General features: G+C 59.9%; 14 protein-coding genes and 1 pseudogene. 7 read left to right on the top strand and 8 right to left on the bottom strand.

What is annotated here, in order from left to right:
• Window positions 1-172: 172 nt before the first annotated feature.
• From BLL52_RS14830 to aceE, 4 genes and pseudogenes are all read right to left on the bottom strand, one after another.
• Window positions 173-502, bottom strand: a pseudogene (locus BLL52_RS14830) (TIGR00366 family protein); the annotation flags it as partial.
• A gap of 108 nt (window positions 503-610) precedes the next feature.
• Complete coding sequence (gene lpdA / locus BLL52_RS14825) at window positions 611-2524, bottom strand: dihydrolipoyl dehydrogenase (RefSeq protein ID WP_075587444.1); 1914 nt, start codon at window positions 2522-2524, stop codon at window positions 611-613.
• Between the two features lie 232 nt (window positions 2525-2756).
• Window positions 2757-4643, bottom strand: a complete 1887-nt coding sequence (locus BLL52_RS14820) for a dihydrolipoyllysine-residue acetyltransferase (protein WP_075587443.1) — start codon at window positions 4641-4643, stop codon at window positions 2757-2759.
• Window positions 4644-4714: 71 nt separating this feature from the next.
• Window positions 4715-7417: a pyruvate dehydrogenase (acetyl-transferring), homodimeric type gene (gene aceE / locus BLL52_RS14815; RefSeq protein ID WP_075587442.1), complete on the bottom strand. Its 2703-nt coding sequence runs from the start codon at window positions 7415-7417 to the stop codon at window positions 4715-4717.
• Window positions 7418-7584: 167 nt separating this feature from the next.
• Between aceE and BLL52_RS14810 the strand changes: the two genes are divergently transcribed.
• The 5 genes from BLL52_RS14810 to BLL52_RS14790 all read left to right on the top strand — a co-directional run bounded on the left by BLL52_RS14810 (window position 7585) and on the right by BLL52_RS14790 (window position 14504).
• Window positions 7585-10140, top strand: coding sequence for a PAS domain S-box protein (locus BLL52_RS14810; protein WP_075587441.1), 2556 nt, complete (start codon window positions 7585-7587; stop codon window positions 10138-10140).
• Window positions 10137-10763 (top strand): response regulator transcription factor, encoded by a 627-nt coding sequence (locus tag BLL52_RS14805; RefSeq protein WP_075587440.1) that lies wholly within the window; start codon window positions 10137-10139, stop codon window positions 10761-10763. Before BLL52_RS14810 ends, BLL52_RS14805 begins: the two co-directional genes overlap by 4 nt.
• Before the next feature lie 91 nt (window positions 10764-10854).
• Window positions 10855-11721, top strand: coding sequence for a bifunctional methylenetetrahydrofolate dehydrogenase/methenyltetrahydrofolate cyclohydrolase FolD (gene folD / locus BLL52_RS14800; protein WP_075587439.1), 867 nt, complete (start codon window positions 10855-10857; stop codon window positions 11719-11721).
• 5 nt (window positions 11722-11726) lie between these two features.
• Window positions 11727-13790: a M3 family metallopeptidase gene (locus BLL52_RS14795; RefSeq protein ID WP_075587438.1), complete on the top strand. Its 2064-nt coding sequence runs from the start codon at window positions 11727-11729 to the stop codon at window positions 13788-13790.
• Between the two features lie 99 nt (window positions 13791-13889).
• Window positions 13890-14504 carry a DUF4124 domain-containing protein gene (locus tag BLL52_RS14790; RefSeq protein ID WP_241839194.1) on the top strand — a complete coding sequence of 205 codons (615 nt, stop codon included), beginning with the start codon at window positions 13890-13892 and terminating at the stop codon, window positions 14502-14504.
• A gap of 69 nt (window positions 14505-14573) precedes the next feature.
• On the opposite strand, the gene BLL52_RS14785 is transcribed toward BLL52_RS14790, so the two are convergent.
• Window positions 14574-15818, bottom strand: a complete 1245-nt coding sequence (locus BLL52_RS14785; protein ID WP_075587479.1) for a nitronate monooxygenase — start codon at window positions 15816-15818, stop codon at window positions 14574-14576.
• A gap of 256 nt (window positions 15819-16074) precedes the next feature.
• Here BLL52_RS14785 and BLL52_RS14780 point away from each other — a divergent pair, with 256 nt between their 5' ends.
• The gene (locus BLL52_RS14780; RefSeq protein ID WP_420852629.1) at window positions 16075-17076 is read left to right on the top strand and encodes a CoA transferase; all 1002 of its coding nucleotides are present in this window, start codon (window positions 16075-16077) and stop codon (window positions 17074-17076) included.
• 3 nt (window positions 17077-17079) lie between these two features.
• On the opposite strand, the gene BLL52_RS14775 is transcribed toward BLL52_RS14780, so the two are convergent.
• The 3 genes from BLL52_RS14775 to ispD all read right to left on the bottom strand — a co-directional run bounded on the left by BLL52_RS14775 (window position 17080) and on the right by ispD (window position 18893).
• Window positions 17080-17439 carry a phosphate-starvation-inducible protein PsiE gene (locus tag BLL52_RS14775; RefSeq protein ID WP_075587435.1) on the bottom strand — a complete coding sequence of 120 codons (360 nt, stop codon included), beginning with the start codon at window positions 17437-17439 and terminating at the stop codon, window positions 17080-17082.
• A gap of 179 nt (window positions 17440-17618) precedes the next feature.
• Window positions 17619-18116, bottom strand: coding sequence for a 2-C-methyl-D-erythritol 2,4-cyclodiphosphate synthase (ispF, locus tag BLL52_RS14770; protein ID WP_075587434.1), 498 nt, complete (start codon window positions 18114-18116; stop codon window positions 17619-17621).
• A gap of 30 nt (window positions 18117-18146) precedes the next feature.
• The gene (ispD, locus tag BLL52_RS14765; RefSeq protein ID WP_075587433.1) at window positions 18147-18893 is read right to left on the bottom strand and encodes a 2-C-methyl-D-erythritol 4-phosphate cytidylyltransferase; all 747 of its coding nucleotides are present in this window, start codon (window positions 18891-18893) and stop codon (window positions 18147-18149) included.
• A gap of 106 nt (window positions 18894-18999) precedes the next feature.
• Here ispD and mfd point away from each other — a divergent pair, with 106 nt between their 5' ends.
• Entirely contained in the window at window positions 19000-22680 is a 3681-nt protein-coding gene (mfd, locus tag BLL52_RS14760) for a transcription-repair coupling factor (protein ID WP_075587432.1), read from the top strand.
• Window positions 22681-22723 lie beyond the last annotated feature (43 nt).

The raw sequence follows: 22723 nt of genomic DNA, 5'->3' as shown, positions 1-22723 counted from the left end.
CTTCGCCGGTGCAACTGCCATACGCCAACGTCGGCGCTACGCTGATACGTTCGCACAGCGTGGGATGCGGGTTAAGGCCCCTGCGTACCTTGATGTCTTGGGCTGTGGCCTGGTCTTCGCACTGCCCCACGCTGCCCCGTCGACACGTCGCGGCAACGTTTGAACGCAGGTGTCAAGGCAGAAAGGTCAGCCCCAGCCCGATGACGACCCCCGAAACGATCAGCACGATCAGGCAAAAGCCCATGATGTCTTTGGCGCGCAGGCCGGCAATGGCCAGCGCCGGCAGTGCCCAGAACGGCTGGATCATGTTCGTCCAGGCATCGCCCCAGGCCACGGCCATCGAGATGCGGGCCAGATCGACGTTCAGCGCGGTGGCCGCCGGGATCATCACCGGCGCCTGCACTGCCCGCTGGCCGGCGCCAAAGGGCACGATGATGAGGCCAAGTATCGCGCCGAAAATTGGGCTGCACAAAGCACGCAGCGCTGTGGCCAAGGGCGGCATGCACCGCCTTTCAGGCCCGATACTTGAGAGTGAAAAGGCCAGGCAACCCTAGAAAATATTACGCTAACCGCTATTTTATATATAGCAACTTAATCGTCTTGCCCGGTCTTACTTGCGCACCGGCGGCACATCGGTACAACTGCCATGCGCCACCTCCGCCGCCATGCCGATGGATTCCCCAAGCGTCGGATGCGGGTGAATGGTCTTGCCGATGTCCAGCGCATCCGCGCCCATCTCAATGGCCAGCGCCACCTCGCCAATCATGTCACCCGCATGCGTACCGACCATGGCGCCGCCGAGGATCTTGCCGTGGCCCCGGCCAGCATGGCCGTCCGAGCCCGCGTGCGGGCTGTCGTCAAACAGTAACTTGGTCACACCTTCGTCGCGGCCATTGGCGATGGCGCGACCAGACGCTGCCCATGGGAACAGCCCTTTTTTGACCTTGATGCCTTGGGCCTTGGCCTGGTCTTCGGTGAGGCCCACCCAGGCCACTTCGGGGTCGGTGTAGGCGACGCTGGGAATCACCCTTGCGTTGAAGGCGGCAGCGGCCAATTCCTTGTTGCCTTGCAGTTCACCGGCAATCACCTCGGCTGCCACATGCGCCTCGTGCACCGCTTTGTGCGCCAGCATGGGCTGGCCGACGATGTCGCCGATGGCAAAGATGTGCGGCACAGTGGTGCGCATCTGGATGTCGACGTTGATGAAACCGCGGTCTGTGACGGCCACACCGGCTTTGTCGGCAGCGATCTTTTTGCCGTTGGGCGAGCGGCCTACCGCTTGTAGTACCAGATCGTAGGTTTGCGGTTCGGGGCAGGTGCCGCCCTCCTCTGCTGCTGCAAACGTGACCTTGATGCCTTCCGGCGTTGCCTCGGCGCCCACGGTTTTTGTCTTCAACATGATGTTGTCAAAGCGTTTGGCATTCATCTTTTGCCAAATATTGACCAGGTCACGGTCGGCGCCTTGCATCAAGCCGTCGAGCATTTCGACCACGTCCAGCCTTGCGCCGAGCGTGCTGTAAACCGTGCCCATTTCCAGACCGATGATGCCGCCGCCCAGAATGAGCATGCGCTTTGGGACTTCTTTCAGGGCCAATGCACCTGTCGAATCAACCACGCGTGGGTCTTCGGGCATAAAGGGTAAGCGCACCGCCTGGCTGCCCGCGGCAATGATGGCGTTTTTGAAGGCGACGACTTTCTTGTTGCCGGTTTTTTCTTGGGCGGTGCCGGTGGTTTCTTCTACCTCGACATGGTTCGGGCCGACAAACGCGCCGTAACCACGCACGACGATGACTTTGCGCATCTTGGCCATGGCCGCCAGCCCGCCGGTGAGTTTGCCGATGACTTTTTCTTTGTGCCCGCGCAACTTGTCGATATTGACCACCGGCGCACCATAGTCCACGCCCAAGTCGGCCATGTGGCTCACCTCGTCCATGACGGCGGCCACGTGCAAGAGCGCTTTGGAGGGGATGCAACCCACGTTCAGGCAGACGCCGCCCAAGGTGGCGTAGCGCTCGACGATGACAACTTTCAGACCCAGGTCTGCTGCGCGAAACGCCGCCGAGTAGCCGCCCGGGCCAGCGCCGAGCACCAGCAAATCACAGTCCATATCTGCTGTGGCGTCAAAGCTGGCAGCTGCGGGTGCCACCACTGGCACCGCCGCAGGCATGACCTTTGCTTCTATTTTAGTAGCTGATAGCGCTTGATCTGTAAGGGCTAGAAGCTGATTTGGCATCAAACTGTCTGCTGGCATAGGCGCAGCCGCCGCAGCCGCCGCAGCGCCCTGCCCGGCTGCGTCCAGCGTCAGCAGCAGCGAGCCCTTGGACACCGTGTCGCCGAACTTGACCTTGAGTTCTTGCACCACCCCGGCGTGGCTGCTGGGGATTTCCATCGAGGCTTTGTCGCTTTCGACGGTGATCAGGCTCTGGTCAGCGGCAATGCTGTCGCCGGGCTTGACCAGCAGTTCGATCACGGTGACTTCAGCAAAATCGCCGATATCGGGGACGTAAATGTCGATCAGTGCCATGTGTGTTCTTTCTGTGACTTAGAGTAACTGTGGGTCAGGGCTGTGCTTTGGTTTTAACCCGCAGCGCGCGTTGCGTGCCTGACTCCGCGAATGTCCCCTGGCTTAGGCTGTGCCTAAGCCTCCTCCTTGATTTGGCAAAACCCCAAGTCCACGCTGCGTCAGATACGCAACACACGCTGCTAATCGCTGTCATGGGCGTGCATCGATCACGGTGGGGACTCTGGTGTGGAGGTTAGAGCAACACCCTTCGGAAATCACCCAGGATATGGCCCAGATAGACGTTGAAGCGTGCGCCAGCGGCGCCGTCAATCACGCGGTGGTCCCAGGTCAAGCTCAAGGGCAGCATCAGGCGCGGCTGGAAAGTCTTGCCGTCCCACACTGGCTCAATGGTGGAGCGGCAGACGCCCAAAATCGCCACTTCGGGCGCGTTGATGATGGGTGTGAAATAGCGCCCGCCAATGCCGCCCAGGCTGCTGATGGTGAAGCAGGCGCCAGACATCTCAGCCGGGCTGAGCTTGCCGTCCCGCGCCTTTTTGGCCAGTTCGCTCATCTCGGCGCTGATCTGGAAGATGCCTTTTTTGTCGGCGTCTTTGATCACCGGCACCATCAGGCCGTTGGGCGTGTCGGCAGCGAAACCGATGTGGAAGTACTGCTTGTAGATCAGCGCCGAATTGTCACTTTCAGCGTCCAGGCTGCTGTTGAAGTCGGGGAATTTCTTCAGCGCGGCTACGCAGGCCTTGACCAGAAACGCCAGCATGGTGACCTTAACGCTCGCCTGGTCCCCATTTTTGCCCGCCTTCTCGGTTACCAGGTTGGTCGCAACGCGAAAGGCTTCCAGATCGGTGATGTCGGCATCGTCGTGGTTGGTGACCGCTGGAATCATGACGGCGTTGCGCAGCAAGTTGGCTCCGGTGATTTTCTTGATGCGGCTCATCTCCTTGCGCTTTACGGGTCCGAACTTGGCAAAATCCACCACCGGCCACGCGATCAGGCCCAGGCCAGCGCCGTCGCTGGCACCCACTTGTGACTTGGCACCGCCCCCCGCCTGCGCCACCTTGGCCGCCTCGCTGGTCGCGATGGCGCTGGTTTGCACGGTGGCGCTCATCACCGAACGGGTGAAGGCTTGCACGTCAGCATCGATGATGCGGCCTTTCAGCCCAGTGCCTTTGACCTCACTCAGCGGCACGCCCAGTTCGCGGGCGAACTTGCGCACCGACGGCGACGCGTGCGGCAGGCCCAGCGGTGCGGTGGTCGGGTTATGAGCGGGAACAGTTAACGCGGCGGCGGGTTCCGCTGCTGCTACTGGCGCAGCAGTCTGGGCTGATACCGAGGTGACTGTCTGATCTGCTGCATTACTTATAGCTGCTCGCGCAACGTTTGAAAGGGCTGGAGCGTGATTTGACGTAGCACTATCTGAGGCAGTGTTTGCCGCAGCCGCAATGTGGGGCGCTGCCACCGCGTCCGCAGCCGCTACTGCATCGGCTGATGCCGTGGCCGGCGCTGGCGCAACCGCTTGTGCCACACCTTGCAAGACCAGCAGCAGGTCGCCGACATTGACCACATCACCGAGCTTGACCTTGAGGTCCTGCACCACACCGGCCGCATCCGAGGGGATTTCCATCGAGGCTTTGTCAGACTCCACGGTGATCAGGCTTTGCTCCAGTTTGATGCTGTCGCCGACCTTGACCATGACCTCTATCACCGTCACGTCTTTGAAGTCGCCAATGTCGGGCACGCGGACCTCAACGGGATCCGCCGCTGGCGCTACTGAATCAGAAGCTTCAGGGGCATATTCCACGAGGGCTTGAGCCTGATTTATTGCATCAACTTGAGGGTTTGCCGCCTCGGGAGCCGTAGACGGCGCAACGACCTCACCTTCAGCCGCAGCCTCCAGCATCAGCACCAGCGACCCCTGCTTCACTTTGTCGCCCAACGCGACTTTCAACTCATCGACTACACCGGCGTGGCTGGAGGGTATTTCCATTGAGGCTTTGTCAGACTCGACAGTCAGCAGGGACTGGTCGACGCGCACCGTGTCGCCCGGCTTGACCAGCAGCTCGATCACCGTCACCTCGTCGAAGTCGCCGATGTCGGGCACTTTAATTTCAATCATTGCCATGTTGTTCTCTTTAATCAGTTGGGGTCAGAGCACATTTGATTCGCAAAGTGGTCTGACCCACAAAGCTTTTACTAGGCGTACAGGGGGTTGACCTTGTCAACATCGATGCCGTACTTGGCAATGGCCTGTGCCACTTTGGCCACTGGCAGGGTGCCGTCTTCACTGAGCGCCTTGAGCGCCGCTACAACGATGTAGTAGCGGCTGATCTCGAAGTGTTCGCGCAGCTTGCTGCGGAAATCGCTGCGGCCAAAACCGTCGGTGCCCAGCACCTTGTAACTCCGGCCAGCTGGGATGTAGGCGCGAATCTGCTCGGCAAAAGCCTTCATGTAGTCGGTGGAGGCGACCACCGGGCCGCTGTGGACGCTAAGTTGCTGTGTCACAAACGGCACCACTGGGGCATCGGTGGGGTGCAGCAGGTTCAGGCGTTCGGCAGCCATGCCATCGCGCGCCAGCTCGTTGAAGCTGGGGCAACTCCACACATCCGCCGTCACACCCCATTCGTTCGCCAGCAGCTTTTGCGCCTCAAAACTCTCACGCAGGATGCTGCCCGAGCCCAGCAGTTGCACACGCGGGGTGTCAACACCTTGCGCGCCGGGCTTACACAAGTACATACCCTTGATGATCTGGTCTTCGGTGCCCGGCGTCAGGCCCGGCATGGCGTAGTTTGCGTTGAGCAGGGTCAGGTAGTAGTAGACGTTGTCCTGCTTCTCCACCATGCGCTTTAAGCCGTGGTGCAAGATGATGCCCACTTCGTGCGCAAAGGTCGGATCGTATGAAATGCAGTTGGGAATGGTGCTCGCCAAGATGTGGCTGTGGCCGTCTTCGTGCTGCAAGCCTTCACCGTTGAGCGTGGTGCGCCCACTGGTGCCACCGAGCAGGAAGCCGCGCGCCTGCATGTCGCCAGCGGCCCAGGCCAGGTCGCCCACGCGCTGAAAGCCAAACATCGAGTAGTACACGTAAAACGGCACCATGATGCGGTTGCTGGTGCTGTAGCTGGTGGCCGCTGCCATCCAACTGGCCATGCCGCCAGCCTCGCAAATACCTTCCTGCAGGACCTGTCCTTTAACGTCTTCCTTGTAATACATCACCTGGTCTTTATCGACCGGGATGTATTGCTGGCCAGCCGGGTTGTAAATGCCGATCTGGCGGAACAGCCCCTCCATACCAAAGGTGCGGGCTTCGTCCACCACGATCGGCACCACACGCGGCCCCAGTGCCTGGTCACGCAACAACTGGGTGAGGAAGCGCACAAAGGCTTGTGTGGTTGAAATTTCACGACCCTCGGCGGTGGGTTCCATTACCGCCTTGAAGGTCTCGATGGACGGTACGGTGAACGACTCATCGGCGTGCGTGCGGCGGTGCGGCAGGTAACCACCGAGCGCTTGACGGCGGGCGTGCAGGTACTGCATCTCCGGCGTGTCATCGGCGGGTTTGTAAAACGGCAGCTCGGCCAGTTGGCTGTCAGGAATCGGGATGTTGAAACGATCACGGAAGATTCTGATGTCGTCGTCAGTCAGCTTCTTGGTCTGGTGCACGTTGTTTTTGCCCTCGCCACTTTTGCCCATACCAAAACCTTTCACCGTCTTGATCAGCAACACGGTGGGTTGGCCCTTGTGGTTCACTGCCGCATGGTAAGCGGCATACACTTTTTTCGGGTCGTGACCACCGCGGCGCAGGTTCCAGATTTCATCGTCGCTCATCTTCTCCACCATGGCGGCGGTGCGCGGGTCCCGGCCAAAGAAGTTCTTGCGCACAAACGCGCCATCGTTGGCCTTGAAAGCTTGGTAGTCACCGTCGAGCGTGTCCATCATCACCTTGCGCAAGGCGCCATCCTTGTCGCGTGCCAGCAGCGCATCCCAATTACTACCCCAGATGACCTTGATCACGTGCCAGCCCGCGCCGCGGAATTCCCCTTCAAGTTCCTGAATGATCTTGCCGTTGCCACGCACCGGGCCGTCTAGGCGCTGCAGGTTGCAGTTGATAACGAATATCAGGTTGTCGAGCTTTTCACGCGACGCTAAACCGATGGCGCCCATGCTTTCGATCTCGTCCATTTCGCCGTCGCCGCAGAAGACCCAGACCTTGCGGTTTTCAGTATTGGCAATGCCGCGCGCGTGCAGGTATTTGAGAAACCGCGCCTGGTAGATCGCCATCAGTGGCCCTAAGCCCATGCTCACCGTGGGAAACTGCCAGAAGTTGGGCATCAGCTTGGGATGCGGGTAACTCGACAAGCCTTTGCCACCGGTTTCCTGGCGGAAGTGCAGCAACTGCTCTTCGGTCAGGCGACCTTCAAGAAAAGCGCGGGCATACACGCCAGGCGACACGTGGCCTTGTATATAGATGCAGTCGCCGCCATGGTTTTCACTCTCAGCGTGCCAAAAGTGGTTAAACCCGGCGCCAAACAGGTGCGCCAGCGAGGCAAACGAGCCAATATGCCCGCCCAAATCCCCACCATCTTCAGGGTGATGGCGATTCGCTTTGACCACCATCGCCATAGCATTCCAGCGCATGTAGGAGCGCAGGCGCTCTTCAATCTCGATGTTGCCAGGGCAGCGTTCTTCCTGATCTGGCTCCAGGGTGTTGACATAGCCAGTGTTGGCCGAAAAAGGCATGTCCAGGCTATTTTGCCGGGCGTGCTCCAGCAATTGCTCTAATAGGAAGTGCGCGCGCTCGGGGCCTTGCGTTTCAATGACGGCGCTCAGGGCGTCCATCCATTCACGCGTTTCCTGGCTGTCCGCGTCGACGGCGGTAGGGGTGTCGGGTGCTGCTGGCATACGTGTCTCCTGTTAGGTGGCCTTAGGAATGTTAGTGGTTTTGGCCATTTTTTGTCGCGAGCGGATTCTAGGAGAGTTTTTTTTGCAATTTCAAATTGCGTTTTCTATATTCACAATATGGAATTGTGTTATCTGCATGTTTTGCCAAACCCCCTACACTTGCGGCCATGCCTTTGCCCCCTTATCTGGACGCTAAAAACCGCCCGAGGCTCGCCCCTGTTGCCCGCCTGCGGTTCTGGTGGAAAGCGCAAACAGGCCAGCGGCAAGACCGCTTTGCGATGCTGACACCTTTGGCTGCCGTGATGCTGTTTTTGTTGGTGATTCTGTCGGCCTTTGCTTACCTGCGGTTTGAAGAAATCGCCCGCGAGCGCGAGGCCATCCAGCGCGATGTGGAGTACACCCAGCAGCGCCTGCGCCTGCGCCTGCTGGAGCAGCAGGAACAGCTCATGCGCTTTGCCCGCGAGCTGGCTGCGCGTGAGCTCTCGACAGACGACTTTCTGGTGCGTGCCGAGGCTTTTGCCAACCTGTTTGCGGAAGTCCAAAGCCTGCGCTGGATCGACGACAAGTACCAGACCCGGGCCAACTATGACCCCAACGGTGCGCTGATCGGGGCCTCCAGCAAAGATGCGCTGATCCGCCGCGAAGCCGAAGAAACCAGTAACAATTTTCAGCTGGTGCGCGACGTGCTGCTGCCCATCTACTCCAGCCCGCTCAAAGACCCGCGCGGCCCCAGTCTGGTGCAACTGCACTTGCCCTTGATTGACAAAACCCACTTCAAGGGCGACCTGTTGGTGACCTACTCGGTAGATGCGATGTTTCGCTACGGCGTGCCCGACGAGGTCACCTCCAAATACGCCATCTCTTTTCTGGACGGTCAGAGCCAGCTGCTAGCGGGCACCAGCCTGCTCGAAAAAACCCTCAAGCGCAGGATCCTGCCGTGGGCCAACCCGGTGAACGCCTACCAGGTGCCGTTATCCCCGGTAGGCAATGGTTTGTCGCTTCGGGGGCAGGCTTACCGCACCTCGGTCGGGGTGATTGGCAGCGGCCTGTTCTGGCTGGTGATGATTTTGAGCGCGGCCACCGCCTGGCTTTTGGTGGCCAACTGGCGCCACACCCGCAGGCGTATCCAGGCGCAAGACGCGCTGGTGCAGGAAACCGCCTTTCGTCGCGCCATGGAAAATTCCATGCTCACCGGCATGCGCGCGCTGGACATGCAGGGCCAGATCACCTACGTCAATAACGCGTTTTGCCAGATGACCGGTTGGGCCGAAGGTGAGTTGGTGGGCCAGACGGCACCCTTTCCTTACTGGCCCAAGGAAGACCACGACATGCTGCGGGGCCGCCTGAAGGAAGAGCTGTCGGGGCAGATCGCGCCCAGTGGCCTGCAGTTTCGGGTGCAGCGCAAAAGCGGTGAGCTTCTTGAGGCACGGCTTTACGTCTCACCGCTGATTGACGCGTTTGGTCAGCAAACCGGCTGGATGACCTCGATGACCGACATCACCGAGCCCACCCGTGTGCGCGAGCAGCTTGCCGCCTCTCATGAGCGCTTTACTGCCGTGCTGGAAGCGCTGGACGCTTCCATTTCTGTAGCGCCCTTGGGGAGTAATGAGCTGCTGTTTGCCAACAAGTTGTACCGCCTGTGGTTTGGCGCCGAGGCCCAAGGCCACTTGCAGCTGGTAGCAGAAGCCGGCGTGCCTGCGCTGGCGCACAGTGATGAGACGCAGGACACAGTGGATGTGTTTGCCGGTTTGCCGACCGACCATCTTTCGGAAAAGGAAGCGGAGAGCGCCGAAATCTACCTTGGTAGCCTGGGACGCTGGCTGGAGGTGCGCACCCGCTACATGGGCTGGGTGGATGGCCGCCTGGCGCAGATGGTGATTGCCACCGACATTACCGTGCGCCGCCTAGCCGAAGAGCAGGCCGAGGTTCAGGCCCAGCGCGCGCAGGCGTCAAGCCGCCTCATCACCATGGGTGAGATGGCCTCCAGCGTGGCCCATGAGCTCAACCAGCCGCTCACTGCCATCAACAATTACTGCAACGGCATGGTGTCGCGCATCAAGGGCGACAACATCACACAAGACGAATTGCTTGGTGCGCTGGAGAAAACCGGTCGCCAGGCGCACCGTGCCGGCCAGATCATCCAACGCATCCGCTCGTTTGTGAAGCGCAGTGAGCCCAATCGCACCATCGCCAGCGTGGCCACCATGGTGGCCGAGGCGCTGGAGCTGGCAGAGATCGAGCTGCGTCGGCGCAACGTCAAGCTGACCCAATACGTGGCCCCAAATCTGCCCAATGTCATGGTGGACCCTATCCTGATCGAACAGGTGCTGCTCAACCTGCTAAAAAACGCTGCAGAGTCGATAGATATTGCCCAAAAACCAACCGCTCTGCGGCTGATCAAGCTGCGGGTGGCACCGGCGCTGGTCGAGGACAAGCCGGTGATCGAATTCAGGGTCACGGACTCCGGCGACGGCATTGCACCGGAGGTCATGGATAAGGTCTATGAGGCTTTTTACTCCACCAAAACCGACGGCATGGGCATTGGCCTAAGCCTGTGCCGCTCAATTGTGGAGTCGCATCTGGGCAGAATGAAAGCTGAGAACATCTACAATGGCAGTACTTCTATCGGCTGCTGCTTCACCTTCTGGATACCCAACCCAGACCCACTTTCAGCACCGCCTGCCCAGCGCCCAAAACAACCCGTCTTTCAGGTACCCCCATGAGTCTCATCCCCAAAAAAGGCACTGTCTATGTCGTTGACGACGACGAAGCGGTGCGTGATTCGCTGCAGTGGATGCTCGAAGGCAAAGACTACCGGGTGCGATGCTTTGACTCGGCAGAATCCTTTCTGAACCGCTACGACGCGCGCGAAGTAGCCTGCTTGATCATCGACATCCGTATGCCAGGCATGACCGGGCTGGAACTGCAAAGCCGCCTGCTCGAAGCGCACTCGCCGCTACCATTGGCTTTCATCACCGGCCATGGTGATGTGCCGATGGCGGTGGACACGATGAAAAAAGGTGCCATGGATTTCATCCAGAAACCGTTTCAAGAAGAACAACTGGTGCCGTTGGTGGAGCACATGTTGGCGCAGGCCAAGGAGTCATTTTCCGAACACCAAAGCTCGGCCGCACGTAATGCCCTGATGGCGCGCCTGACCCTGCGCGAGTCGCAGGTGCTGGAGCGCATTGTGGCGGGTCGCCTGAACAAGCAGATTGCCGACGACTTAGGCATCAGCATCAAAACGGTGGAGGCGCACCGCGCCAACATCATGGAAAAGCTCAATGCCAACACCGTGGCTGACCTGCTGAAAGTGGCCCTCGGACCCAATGCCGTCAAAGCCTGATCACCAGCCTTTCTCTCAGACGCTATTTTTAAGATAGCTAGCGACGCCCGCCCCAACTGGATTAGCGGGCTTTTTTATTGATGGACTTCAGATGACTACCTCCCTACCCAGCGCCCAGATCATTGATGGCGTGGCTTTGTCCAAACAACTGCGCCTGCACGTGACCGAGCGCGCCCGTGCCCTCAAAGCCCGTGGCATCACGCCCGGCCTGGCGGTGATTCTGGTGGGCGAAAACCCGGCCAGCCAGGTGTATGTGCGCAATAAGGTCAAGGGTTGCGAAGACTGTGGCTTTCACTCGGTGCTGGAGAAATACGACGCCGATTTGTCTGAGGCCGACCTTCTGGCGCACATTGCCAGGCTCAACGCCGACCCAGCCATTCACGGCATTCTGGTGCAGCTGCCCGTGCCCAAACACATCGACGCCACCAAGGTGATTGAAGCCATTTCTCCCGCCAAAGATGTGGACGGTTTTCATGTGGCCAGCGCTGGGGCTCTGATGACTGGCATGCCCGGTTTCTGGCCTTGCACACCGTATGGCTGCATGAAGATGCTCGAATCCGTCCACTACGACCTGCGCGGCAAACACGCGGTGGTGATTGGCCGCTCCAACATCGTCGGCAAACCCATGGCGCTAATGCTGCTGCAAAAAAGCGCCACGGTCACCATCTGCCACAGCGCCACTGCCAACCTGAAAGCCATCACCCTGCAGGCCGACGTGATTGTGGCCGCCGTGGGCAAGCGCAACGTGCTCACCGCGGACATGGTCAAACCTGGCGCAGTGGTGCTGGACGTGGGCATGAACCGCAACGATGAGGGCAAGCTCTGTGGCGATGTCGACTTTGAAGGCGTGCGCCAGGTGGCTGGCTACATCACCCCGGTGCCGGGTGGGGTTGGCCCCATGACCATTACCATGTTGCTCGTCAACACCCTTGAATCGGCAGAACGCGCCGCCAGCTAACACCCATGAACAATCCCCTGCTCTCTTTCGACGACACCCCCCTTTTTGATCAGATCCACCCGGAGCATGTGGCACCCGCCTTGGAGCAGCTGCTGAACCAGGCCAACCAGGCGCTGGAAACCGTCACCGCCCCCGCCTTTGAAGCCCGCTGGGAAGCCATGGCCAGCGTGCTGGATGTGGCCACCGAGCAGCTGTCGCGCGCCTGGGGCAGCGTGAGCCACCTCAACAGCGTGATGGACACACCAGAACTGCGCGCTGCGTTCAACGCTGCGCTGCCCAAAATCACCGAGTTTTACACCCGCCTGGGTGCTGATGAGCGCTTGTTTGCCAAATACAAGGCGATTGACCCGGAAACGCTTTCACCCGAGCAGCGCCAGGCGCACAAAAACGCCTTGCGCAACTTTGTGCTGGGTGGCGCCGACCTGCAAGGTGTAGCCCGCGAACGGTTTGCCGCCATCCAGGAACTACAGGCTGCTGCCAGCCAAAAATTCAGCGAAAACGCGCTGGACGCCACCGATGCCTTTGCCTACTACGCCACGCTTGACGAGTTGGATGGCGTGCCGCACGACATCCAGCAGACCGCGCAAGCGGCAGCCCAGTCGGACGGCAAGGAAGGCTACAAGCTGACGCTAAAGATGCCCTGCTACCTGCCCATCATGCAGTTTGCCAAAAGCAGTGCTCTGCGCGAAAAGCTGTACCGCGCCTATGTCACGCGTTGTTCCAACCAGGCCGATGCGTCGAGCCAGAAGTTTGACAACTCGGCCCTGATCAACGAGCTGCTGGCCCTGCGCCTGGAAGAAGCCCAGCTGCTCGGCCATGCCAGTTTTGCAGCGTTGTCGGTGATGCCCAAGATGGCGGAATCGCCCGAGCAGGTGATCACTTTTCTGCGCGACCTTGCGTCACGCGCCCGGCCGTTTGCCGAGAAGGACCTGGCCGACCTGCGCAGCTTTGCCGCCGAGCAGCTGGCCCTGACCGACCCGCAGGCGTGGGACTGGCCGTATGTGAGCGAAAAGCTCAAGGAAGCCCGCTACGCCTTCAACGAGCAGGAGGTGAAACAGTACTTTCCGCTGCCCAAGGTGTTGGCCGGGTTGTTCAAGATTGTTGAAGCCCTGTTTGAAGTGCAGATCCGTGAAGACCACGCCCCGGTGTGGCACGAAGACGTGCGCTTTTACCGCATCGAGCGCGCCAGTACCAGCGCTAGTGACACACCCGCCACCCTGGTTGGCCAGTTTTACCTCGACCCCACAGCGCGCAACGGCAAACGCGGTGGCGCCTGGATGGATGACGTGCGCGCCCGCTGGCTGCGCCCCGACACCCACACCCTGCAAACCCCGGTGGCGCACTTGGTGTGCAACTTTGCCAGCGGCGTAGCTGGGCGGCCTGCCCTGCTGACGCATGACGATGTCACCACCCTGTTCCACGAGTTTGGCCATGGCCTGCAGCACTTGCTGACGCAGGTGAACGAGCGCGACGTGTCCGGCATCAGCGGTGTGGAGTGGGATGCGGTGGAGTTGCCTAGCCAGTTCATGGAAAACTTTTGTTGGGAATGGGATGTGCTGAAAAACATGACCTCGCATGTCGACACCGACTTGCCCCTGCCGCGCGCGCTGTTTGACAAGATGCTGGCTGGCAAAAATTTCCAGGGCGGCATGCAAACGCTGCGCCAGATCGAGTTTTCACTGTTTGACATGTTGCTGCACAGCGCGAATAACCCGCAGCACGACATCATGCCGCTGCTGCAACAGGTGCGCAATGAGGTGGCGGTGCTGCAGCCACCGAGCTGGAGTCGCACCGCGCACACCTTCAGCCATATTTTTGCTGGCGGCTACGCGGCAGGCTATTACAGTTACAAGTGGGCCGAAGTGCTGAGCAGCGATGCCTATGCGGCCTTTGAAGAAACCGCTGGCACCGATGGCTTGCCGAGCCTGGAAACCGGCAGGCGTTATCGCCAGGAGATTCTGGAAGTTGGCGGCAGCCGCCCGGCCATTGAGTCTTTCAAGGCGTTTCGTGGGCGTGAGCCGAAGCTGGACGCGCTTTTGCGGCATCAAGGGATGGTTCAACCAAGTTGAGGAGGTCTTATGTCAAAGCATCAGCGGCACCACGGTTTACATGGTAAAAATGCACTCCAGCCCTTATATAGCTTGCGTAATGTGCTATGTTTTTGCGTTTTGGCTACGCTCGCCCACACGTCTGTCCAGGCGCAGACGCTGTACCGCAGCGTCGGGCCTGACGGGCGCATCACCTTCTCTGACAAACCACCTGCCAGCGCCGCCCGGGTCACACCGCTGAGCGCCGACGGCACGGACGCGGGTACTGGCGCCGCCAACGCAGCCCTGCCCTACGCCCTACGCCAGGTGGTCAGCCGTTACCCGGTGACGCTTTTCACCAGCAAAGAATGCGCGCCTTGCGATCAGGGTCGCACTCTGCTGCGCAGCCGTGGCATTCCGTATTCCGAGAAAACCATCACCAGCAACGACGACGCCGAATCGCTCAAGCGTCTGGCCGATACCAGCTCGCTACCGCTGCTGACCATCGGCAGCCAGCAGATCAAGGGCTATTCATCGCAGGAGTGGACGCAGTACCTGAACGCAGCGGGCTACCCGGAAGAAAGCGAGCTGCCCGCCAGCTACCGTTACGCTGAGCCCAGTCCGCTGGTCACCCTGAAAACCCCAACCACACCAGCTGCGGCGCCCGAGTCAAGTGCAACGCCCCAGGTGGCACCGGCGGCAGCCGCACCACGCACGCGGGTTACCCCAAACAACCCGGCTGGCATTCAGTTCTGAACCCGGCCAGTCGCAAAAAAAAGCCCTGGATCGTTGGATTCAGGGCTTTTTTGATGCGGCTTTTTGATGTTACGCGGGCAAGGCAATCTGGTGTTCAACGCTGTGCAGGTAGTCATTGAAGATGTGCTCGGCGCTGAGCAGCTGGTAGCTGCCATCTGCGTTTTTGCGGGTGGTGTCTTTCAGGCGGTAGGTATAGTGCCCGCAGGTCCACAGCTTGAAGTTGCGCATCTGCGTGCACAGGCAGGTTTTGTCCATGACCTTGATGTTTTTGCCGTCCGGGTGCAGGGCCAGCTCGCGGTTGTATGAGGTGATGTAGGCGCAGTTGCCGTTGCCGTCCAGCAAATAACCATAGGACTCGCAGTTGGGCCGGATACCGTCACCAATGGCCGGTGAGCTTTTGAGCATACGCATCGGGTAACCGGTGGGCGAGATGGTGTTGACCTCAATGTCATCCTCGTTGGCACGGTAATAGTCTTGCTTAACGTCAGCAGGCAAGCCGCACTCGGTGGCCACGGTAAAGCGTGTCGCCACCTGTACGCCGGCCGAGCCAGACTCCAAAAACGACACCGCGTCGCTGCCGGTAAAGATGCCGCCCGCAGCAATCACCGGAATGTTCAGCTGCTCGTCTTTCACGAATTTGATGACTTCGGCAAGGATGGTCGCCAGGTCAAACTGCGCCCAGTCCAGCCCGAAACCCAGGTGGCCGCCAGCCAGCGGGCCCTCCACTACCACAAAGTCTGGCTTGCGCTGCAGGCGCGCGTTTTTACGCAAAAAGAGTTGCAGTGCGCGCACGCTACTGACGATGATGCCCAGCTTGGCATCGCGAAAACGCGGGTGGTCGGCAATCAAGCCAAACGATCCCAAGTGCAAGCCGGCACTCAGGGTGATGCCGTCAATACCGGCGTCCAGCGCCGAATTCATGCGCACCTGCAGCGTTTCGCGCGGGCCGTTCATGGTCAGCTTTTCCATGCAGTTGACAAAAATCAGGCCATCACCCTTTTTGGCCTCCATGGTCGCGCCCACGTGGCGGCGGGTGGCTTCGGCCAGAATGTCCAGGTCAAATTTCACATCTGACTTGTCGGCGTTGAAGATGTTGTGCCGGTACAGCCGGGTTTTGTCTCTGACAAAACTGGTGTCAAAGCGGCGGTCAGACACGTCGTTGACCATGGCATCGGAGATGTGACCAATGCCACCCAGACGCGCGGTTTCTAGCGCCAGCTCAGCCGTTGAGATATCAACCCCCATCCCACCAACCACGATCGGCACGTATTCTTTTTGGCCAAACTTCAGACGAAAGTCGTCAACACGTTTCATGAACATCCTTGAGGCAGCGGGCGTCTTCGGCGGCGGATCAAACTGACAGGCAAGCGGGGAAGAGGCCCAAAAAAAAAGCAGGGTGGGATAACCCCGCAACCCGCCAATTCTACCCGCCCCCCTCAACGCATCCGGCTCGGCTTCTATACCCATCATGGCAATATATGCTTCTCAAACGCCCACTTGCCGCCCACTTTTGTGGGTTGACATCACGCTGACACACACGCGTCCGGCAGCACAAACCCAGTGAGTGAAAATGGCCGATTCACTCCACCCCGCCATGACCCAAACTGCAACTCCCCAGCCCAAGCCACTACCCCTGAAAGGCGTGCGAATCCTCAGCTTGAGCCTGAACCTGCCGGGGCCTGCAGCCCTGCAGCGCCTGCACCACATGGGGGCCAACTGCGTCAAACTGGAGCCCCCTGCACCGCCGGCCTCTGGCGGCACCAGTGTGGAATCCGGCATCACCGGCGACCCGATGAGCCTTTACAGCCCCTGTGCTTATCGGCTGCTGCATGAAGGCATCGACGTGCGAGCGATCAACCTCAAAACCGAGGCGGGTCAGGCCGAACTGCATACTGAGCTGGCGCAGGCCGATGTGCTGCTTAGCTCTTTTCGCCCGGGTGCTTTGCGCAAACTCGGCCTGGACTGGGCCACCCTGCACCCTCTTTACCCCAAGCTGTCTATGGTCGCCATCTTCGGGTCAACGGGTGTGCTGGCGGACTTGCCCGGCCATGACCTGACCTACGTGGCCGAAAACGACCTGGTCACCGGGCTGGACCTGCCCGCCACGCTGTATGCCGACATGGGTGGCGCGCTGATGGCCAGTGAGGCGGTGTTGCAAGCCATGTTGCTCAAGGCTCAGACAGGCCAGGGCAGTTTTCTGGAAGTGGCTTTGGCAGATGCCGCCGCACATCTGGCCCTGCCGCGCAACTGGGGCGCCACCCTGCCCGGCACGCTGCTGGGCGGCGGCCACGCCGGTTACCGGGTCTATCCGTGTCTGGACGGCCGCGTTGCCTTGGCCGCACTGGAGCCGCACTTTGCCCAGTCACTTTGCAGCGTCATGGGTCTGGCGTGGCGTGGGCTGGACATGATGCTGGAAGCTGACACCCACCAGACGGTGGCCAACTTCGTAGCCGGGCACACACGTCAAGCGCTGGAGGCACTGGCTCGCGAGCACGACATTCCGCTGCACACGCTATGCCAATCAGAGCTTCCGACGCTTATATTTAAAGGGTTAGAGGCCAATTTGCCTTAAAGATCAATCCTCGGCACGCATCCGGCTAATGACCCAGCAGGCCACGGCTATCAGCAAAATTGCAGCGGATTCGTACAGCAGAACAATCGGGTCAGAGTCCTTGCCTTGCAGAATGATCAGGCGGCTTAGCGCTGTCATTGCAATGAACAGGGGCAAGATCAGCAGGTTGCGCTGGCGAGCATAAAACGCGCCAAGCATGGCTAGAACCTCGGCGTAAATGAACATCAGCAGCAAGTCTTGCAGCGCCACCCGCCGGTTTTCGACCAGCAGCATGATCTCCTGGCCCATACCGATCACAGTGAACCCGGCAATCACGACCAGGAAAAGTTTTTCAACAGCATCAATCCAGCGCTTGATATTCATTTTTTTCCGATCACTTCAATTCAAACGGTGTGCCAACTTGTGCCACCCCTGCGCCGACGATCAGCACGCCTGCCCCGGGGCTTGCTGAAAATTATTGTTGCAAAAAAGTATCCCCATACCGCGTAGCGCATTGGCGCACGGGTCAGTCAGCTTCTTTCAGCTAACAACCCGCTAAACCATCAAGCGCCGCTGCCATTGCTTTTTTTAACCAGCAGCACCACCGCCCGCGCTTGCATGGCCTGGCCCAAGCCGACTGGGCCCATCTTCTCGGCGGTCTTGGCTTTGACGTTGACTTGGTCGGCCAGCAACCCCAGCGTCTGCGCAATATGGGTTCGCATGGCCGGTATGAACGGCATCAGCTTGGGCGCCTGGGCGATGATGGTGCTGTCGATGTTGCCGATGTCATACCCTTTTTCTCGTACGCACCTGGCCGCCTCGGCCAGCAGCAGGCTTGAATCCGCGCCTTTGAACCGTTCGTCGGTGTCCGGAAAATGCGTGCCAATGTCGCCCAGTGCCGCCGCGCCCAGCAGTGCATCGGTGATCGCGTGCAGCAGTGCATCGGCATCTGAATGGCCCAGCAGACCTTTGTCAAAAGCAATCTCGATCCCGCCCAGGATCAGCTTGCGCCCAGCCACCAATGCGTGAACGTCCCAGCCTTCGCCAATTCTGATCGTCATGTCTTGTTCCTTGTGTATCACTTGCCCGGATCAGTTGGCTGAGCCGGAGATTGACCCGCCGCGCGACAGCAGCACCGCCTGCGCCAGTGCAAAATCTTCCGGATAGGTGACCTTGAAGTTTTGCGCACTGCCGGGCACCAGTTTGGGGGCCAGACCCATGGCTTCGATCGCGCTGGACTCGTCAGTAACCGCGTCACCCGCGAGCTCCAGCGCTTCAAGCAGGCTGCCAATGCGAAACATCTGCGGCGTTTGCGCCAGCCACTTATCAGCACGCGGCAAAGTGGCGGCCACCCGGCCCGCTGCAGCCGCTTTCAACGTGTCGGGCAGCGCCAGGGCTAGCAGACCACCTACGTCGTCGATCAGGCAAGCATCCAACAGCTGATTGATTTGCTGCGGCGTTATCAGGCAGCGCGCCGCGTCATGCACCAGCACCCAGTCATGTGTGACAGCACCTTCAGCCAGTAACGCATTTAGACCATTAAAAACGCTTGCAGCCCTTGTAGAACCTCCACAAGTAGCTATTAAAAAAGATGTTTTCTCAAACTCTGGCGCTTGAAAGAATTGATCATCTGGCGAGACCACCACCAGCGTTTGGTCGATGCGTGGCACCTCGGCAAAGGCCGCCAGGGTGTGCATCACCAAGGGTTGCCCAAGCAGCCGCTGGTATTGCTTGGGGCCTGCTGCGCCCGCGCGTGAGCCTGTGCCAGCGCAGGGTATGAGCGCCCAGCAACGCGGCGTGGCGCTGGGTTGAGGGGTGATATCGGTCGGTTCGGTCATGGTGTGGGCTGCATTCTAGAATCGTACCAACACACCCTGCCGCAAGCCGAGCAGGGTTTTGGCCTTTTTGCTGCGTCCCATTTTTTTTCACCCTGCCCCAACCCCTATGGATTTGCCTAAGCTCACCCCCGGAAAACGTTACACACTGCTCCGCCCGGTGGGCTCGGCAGACGCGTTGCTGCTGGCCCAGCTCGCGCTGCGTGACAAAAAAAGTGGCAAGGTCACCGCCATCATCACAGCCGACGCGCCTGACGCCCAGCGTCTGATTGACGAGATGACTTTTTTTGCGCCGGAACTGCGCTGCGTGCTGTTTCCGGACTGGGAAACCCTGCCTTTTGACACCTTTTCGCCGCATCAGGATCTGATCAGCGAGCGACTGGCCACGCTGTGGCGCATCAGCCAGCATGACAAGGACACCGGTGCCGACGTGGTGCTGGTGCCCGCCACCACCGCGCTCTACCGCTTGGCCCCGCCGAGCTTTCTGGCAGGCACCACTTTTCATTTCAAGGTCAAGCAAAAGCTCAACGAATCCAAACTCAAGGCACAGCTCACCCTGGCGGGCTACAGCCATGTCACGCAGGTGGTCAGCCCGGGTGAATACGCGGTGCGTGGCGGCCTGATTGACTTGTTTCCAATGGGCTCCCCCATGCCGTACCGGGTGGACCTGTTTGACGACGAGATTGACAGCATCCGCACCTTTGACCCCGACAGCCAGCGCAGCCTGTTCCCGGTGCCCGAAGTGCGGCTGCTACCGGGGCGCGAGTTCCCGATGGACGACGATGCCCGGGCGCGCTTTCGTAGCCGCTGGCGCGAGCTGCTGGAAGGTGACCCAACCCGCAGCCGCATCTACAAAGACATGGGGCACGGCGTGGCCACCGCCGGCATTGAGTACTACCTGCCGCTGTTTTTTGAGGAAACAGCCACCGTGTTTGATTACCTGGGTGATGGCGCCACGGTGGTGCTGCATGGCGACCTGGAACCGGCCTTTGCGCACTTCTGGCAAGACACCCGCGAGCGTTACCGGCTGGTGCAAGGTGACCCGGAACGCCCGGTGCTGCCGCCGGATGCGCTGTTTTTGAGCGCGGAGCAGTTTTACACCCGGGTCAATCAGCATGCGCAGTTGGCGTTGCGGCCAACGCAGGCGCAGACCGGCCCTCACCCTAGCCCTCTCCCGGGGGGAGAGGGGACGAGGCCAGATGCGGGCGTTGTAGATGCGGGCGTTCTCGTAGGGAAAGAGCCGACAAAGCCAGATGCAAATACCTCGTCGGAGGAACGCAAACACGCCAGGGTATTGCCCCCTCTCCCCCCGGAAGACGGCGGGAGTGTGGGCGTGTCGGCCTACGCAGAATTCGGCGCGCTGGCGCCTATGACCGTTGTGCGCGGCGCAGAAGACCCACTGGCCCGGCTGAAAAGCCACATCCGCAACACCCAGCAGCGCATTCTGGTGCTGGCCGAGAGCGATGGTCGGCGCGCCAGTTTGCTGGACTTTTTGCGCAGCAGCCAGTTTGACCCACCCACGTTCGACTCGCTGGCCGAGTTTCTGGCCAGTGACGAAAAGATTGGCATCGCCACCAGCAGCCTGGCCACAGGGTTCAGCTGGCCCGAGTCCAGCATCGACTTTGTCACCGAAACCGAGCTGTTTGCCGCCAGCCACGCCACCCGCAAGCGCAAAAAGCAGGAGCAAGTCAGCGACGTCGAAGCGCTGATCAAGGACCTGAGCGAGCTCAAGGTCGGTGACCCGGTGGTGCACAACGCACATGGCATTGGTCGCTATCAGGGCTTGATCAATCTTGACCTGGGTAACAAATTACCCAATGGCGACGCAGAGATACAAGAGTTTCTTCATCTGGAATATGCAGACAAGGCGGTGCTATATGTGCCAGTGAGCCAACTGCAGTTGATCAGCCGTTACTCGGGCGTGAGCCCCGACGAGGCGCCGCTGCACAAGCTCGGTAGCGGCCAGTGGGACAAGGCTAAGCGCAAAGCCGCGGAACAAGTGCGCGACAGCGCCGCCGAGTTGCTCAACATCTACGCCCGCCGCGCTGCGCGTGAGGGCCATGCCTTCCGTTACAGCCCGAGCGACTACGAGACCTTTGCCAACGACTTTGGTTTTGAGGAAACCGCTGACCAGAAAGCCGCCATTCACGCGGTGGTGCAGGACATGATCAGCCCACGCCCGATGGACCGGCTGATCTGCGGCGACGTGGGTTTTGGCAAAACCGAGGTGGCCCTGCGCGCCGCCTTCGTCGCCATTACCGGCGGCAAGCAGGTGGCGTTTCTGGCGCCCACCACGCTCTTGGCCGAACAGCATTACCAGACACTGGTGGACCGTTTTGCCAAATGGCCGGTGAAAGTGGCCGAGATGAGCCGATTCCGCTCCGGCAAAGAAATCACCGCCGCGCTTAAAGGCGTGGCAGATGGCACCGTTGACATCGTGGTCGGGACCCACAAGCTGCTGAGCGAATCCACCAAGTTCAAAGACTTGGGCCTGCTCATCATCGACGAGGAGCACCGCTTCGGCGTGCGTCACAAAGAGCAGATGAAAGCCTTTCGCGCTGAAGTGGATGTGCTCACGCTCACCGCCACGCCGATTCCGCGTACGCTGGGCATGGCGCTGGAGGGGCTGCGTGACCTGAGCGTGATTGCCACCGCGCCGCAGCGCCGCCTAGCGATCAAGACTTTTGTGCGCACCGAGGGCAATGGCGTGATCCGTGAGGCGGTGTTGCGTGAATTGAAGCGCGGCGGACAGGTGTACTTTTTGCACAACGAGGTCGAAACGATTGAGAACCGCCGCGCCAAACTTGAAGAGCTGCTGCCTGAAGCGCGCATTGCCGTGGCGCACGGTCAGATGCCCGAGCGCCAGTTGGAATCCGTGATGCGCGACTTTGTGGCGCAGCGCAGCAATGTGCTGGTGTGCTCCACCATCATCGAGACCGGCATTGACGTGCCCACCGCCAACACCATCGTCATGAGCCGTGCCGACAAATTTGGCTTGGCGCAGTTGCACCAGTTGCGCGGCCGTGTGGGCCGCAGCCACCACCAGGCCTACGCCTATTTGATGGTGCCCGATCTAGAAGGCCTGACCAAGCAAGCCACCCTGCGGCTGGATGCCATTCAGGCCATGGAAGAACTCGGCAGTGGTTTCTATTTGGCGATGCACGATCTGGAGATTCGTGGTGCCGGTGAAGTGCTGGGCGAAAACCAGAGCGGCAACATGCTGGAAGTGGGCTTTCAGCTTTACAACGAGATGCTTTCAGAGGCGGTGCGCTGCCTCAAAGCCGGCATCGAGCCCGATTTGTTGAACCCGATGAACGTGGCCACCGACATCAACCTGCACGCGCCGGCGCTGTTACCCGACGACTTCTGCGGCGACGTGCACCTGCGCCTATCGTTTTACAAAAAGCTGGCCACCGCCAAGACCGCCAACCAGATCGACGCCCTGCTGGAAGAGATCATTGACCGTTTTGGCAAACTCCCCGCGCAGGCACAAACCTTGATCGACGTGCACCGCTTGCGTGTCTTGAGCCAACCGTACGGCGTCACCAAAGTCGATGCCGCACCCGGCATGATCACCATCACCTTCAAGAAAAACCCGCCGATTGATGCGATGAAAATCATCGCCCTGATCCAGAAAAACAAACATATCAAGCTGGCAGGTAACGAAAAGCTGCGCATTGAGCGGGCTTTGCCAGACGCCAAAGACCGGGCGCAGATGGTGCGCGATGTGTTAAAGAGTTTGGGGCATCCGGTGGCTGAATTGGCAAAGGTAGCGACGACGGTTGCATGACATAGGCCTTGGCATAGGTGTGACTGCAACCCTTGCCCAATAA

It is taken from the genome of Rhodoferax antarcticus ANT.BR (genome assembly GCF_001938565.1).
In the GTDB taxonomy this organism is placed as follows: domain Bacteria; phylum Pseudomonadota; class Gammaproteobacteria; order Burkholderiales; family Burkholderiaceae_C; genus Rhodoferax; species Rhodoferax antarcticus.
The sequence above is the reverse complement of the archived record's forward strand: the minus strand, read 5'-3'. Positions and strand labels throughout refer to the sequence as shown.

Excerpts from the sequence above, each read along its gene's own strand:
- BLL52_RS14805 (WP_075587440.1), top strand. The coding sequence starts at position 10,137 with ATGAGTCTCATCCCCAAAAAAGGCACTGTCTATGTCGTTGACGACGAC.
- BLL52_RS14795 (WP_075587438.1), top strand. The coding sequence starts at position 11,727 with ATGAACAATCCCCTGCTCTCTTTCGACGACACCCCCCTTTTTGATCAG.
- lpdA (WP_075587444.1), bottom strand. The coding sequence starts at position 2,524 with ATGGCACTGATCGACATTTACGTCCCCGATATCGGCGATTTTGCTGAA.
- aceE (WP_075587442.1), bottom strand. The coding sequence starts at position 7,417 with ATGCCAGCAGCACCCGACACCCCTACCGCCGTCGACGCGGACAGCCAG.
- BLL52_RS14810 (WP_075587441.1), top strand. The coding sequence starts at position 7,585 with ATGCCTTTGCCCCCTTATCTGGACGCTAAAAACCGCCCGAGGCTCGCC.
- ispF (WP_075587434.1), bottom strand. The coding sequence starts at position 18,116 with ATGACGATCAGAATTGGCGAAGGCTGGGACGTTCACGCATTGGTGGCT.
- BLL52_RS14780 (WP_420852629.1), top strand. The coding sequence starts at position 16,075 with ATGGCCGATTCACTCCACCCCGCCATGACCCAAACTGCAACTCCCCAG.
- BLL52_RS14775 (WP_075587435.1), bottom strand. The coding sequence starts at position 17,439 with ATGAATATCAAGCGCTGGATTGATGCTGTTGAAAAACTTTTCCTGGTC.
- BLL52_RS14820 (WP_075587443.1), bottom strand. The coding sequence starts at position 4,643 with ATGGCAATGATTGAAATTAAAGTGCCCGACATCGGCGACTTCGACGAG.
- ispD (WP_075587433.1), bottom strand. The coding sequence starts at position 18,893 with ATGACCGAACCGACCGATATCACCCCTCAACCCAGCGCCACGCCGCGT.
- mfd (WP_075587432.1), top strand. The coding sequence starts at position 19,000 with ATGGATTTGCCTAAGCTCACCCCCGGAAAACGTTACACACTGCTCCGC.
- folD (WP_075587439.1), top strand. The coding sequence starts at position 10,855 with ATGACTACCTCCCTACCCAGCGCCCAGATCATTGATGGCGTGGCTTTG.
- BLL52_RS14785 (WP_075587479.1), bottom strand. The coding sequence starts at position 15,818 with ATGAAACGTGTTGACGACTTTCGTCTGAAGTTTGGCCAAAAAGAATAC.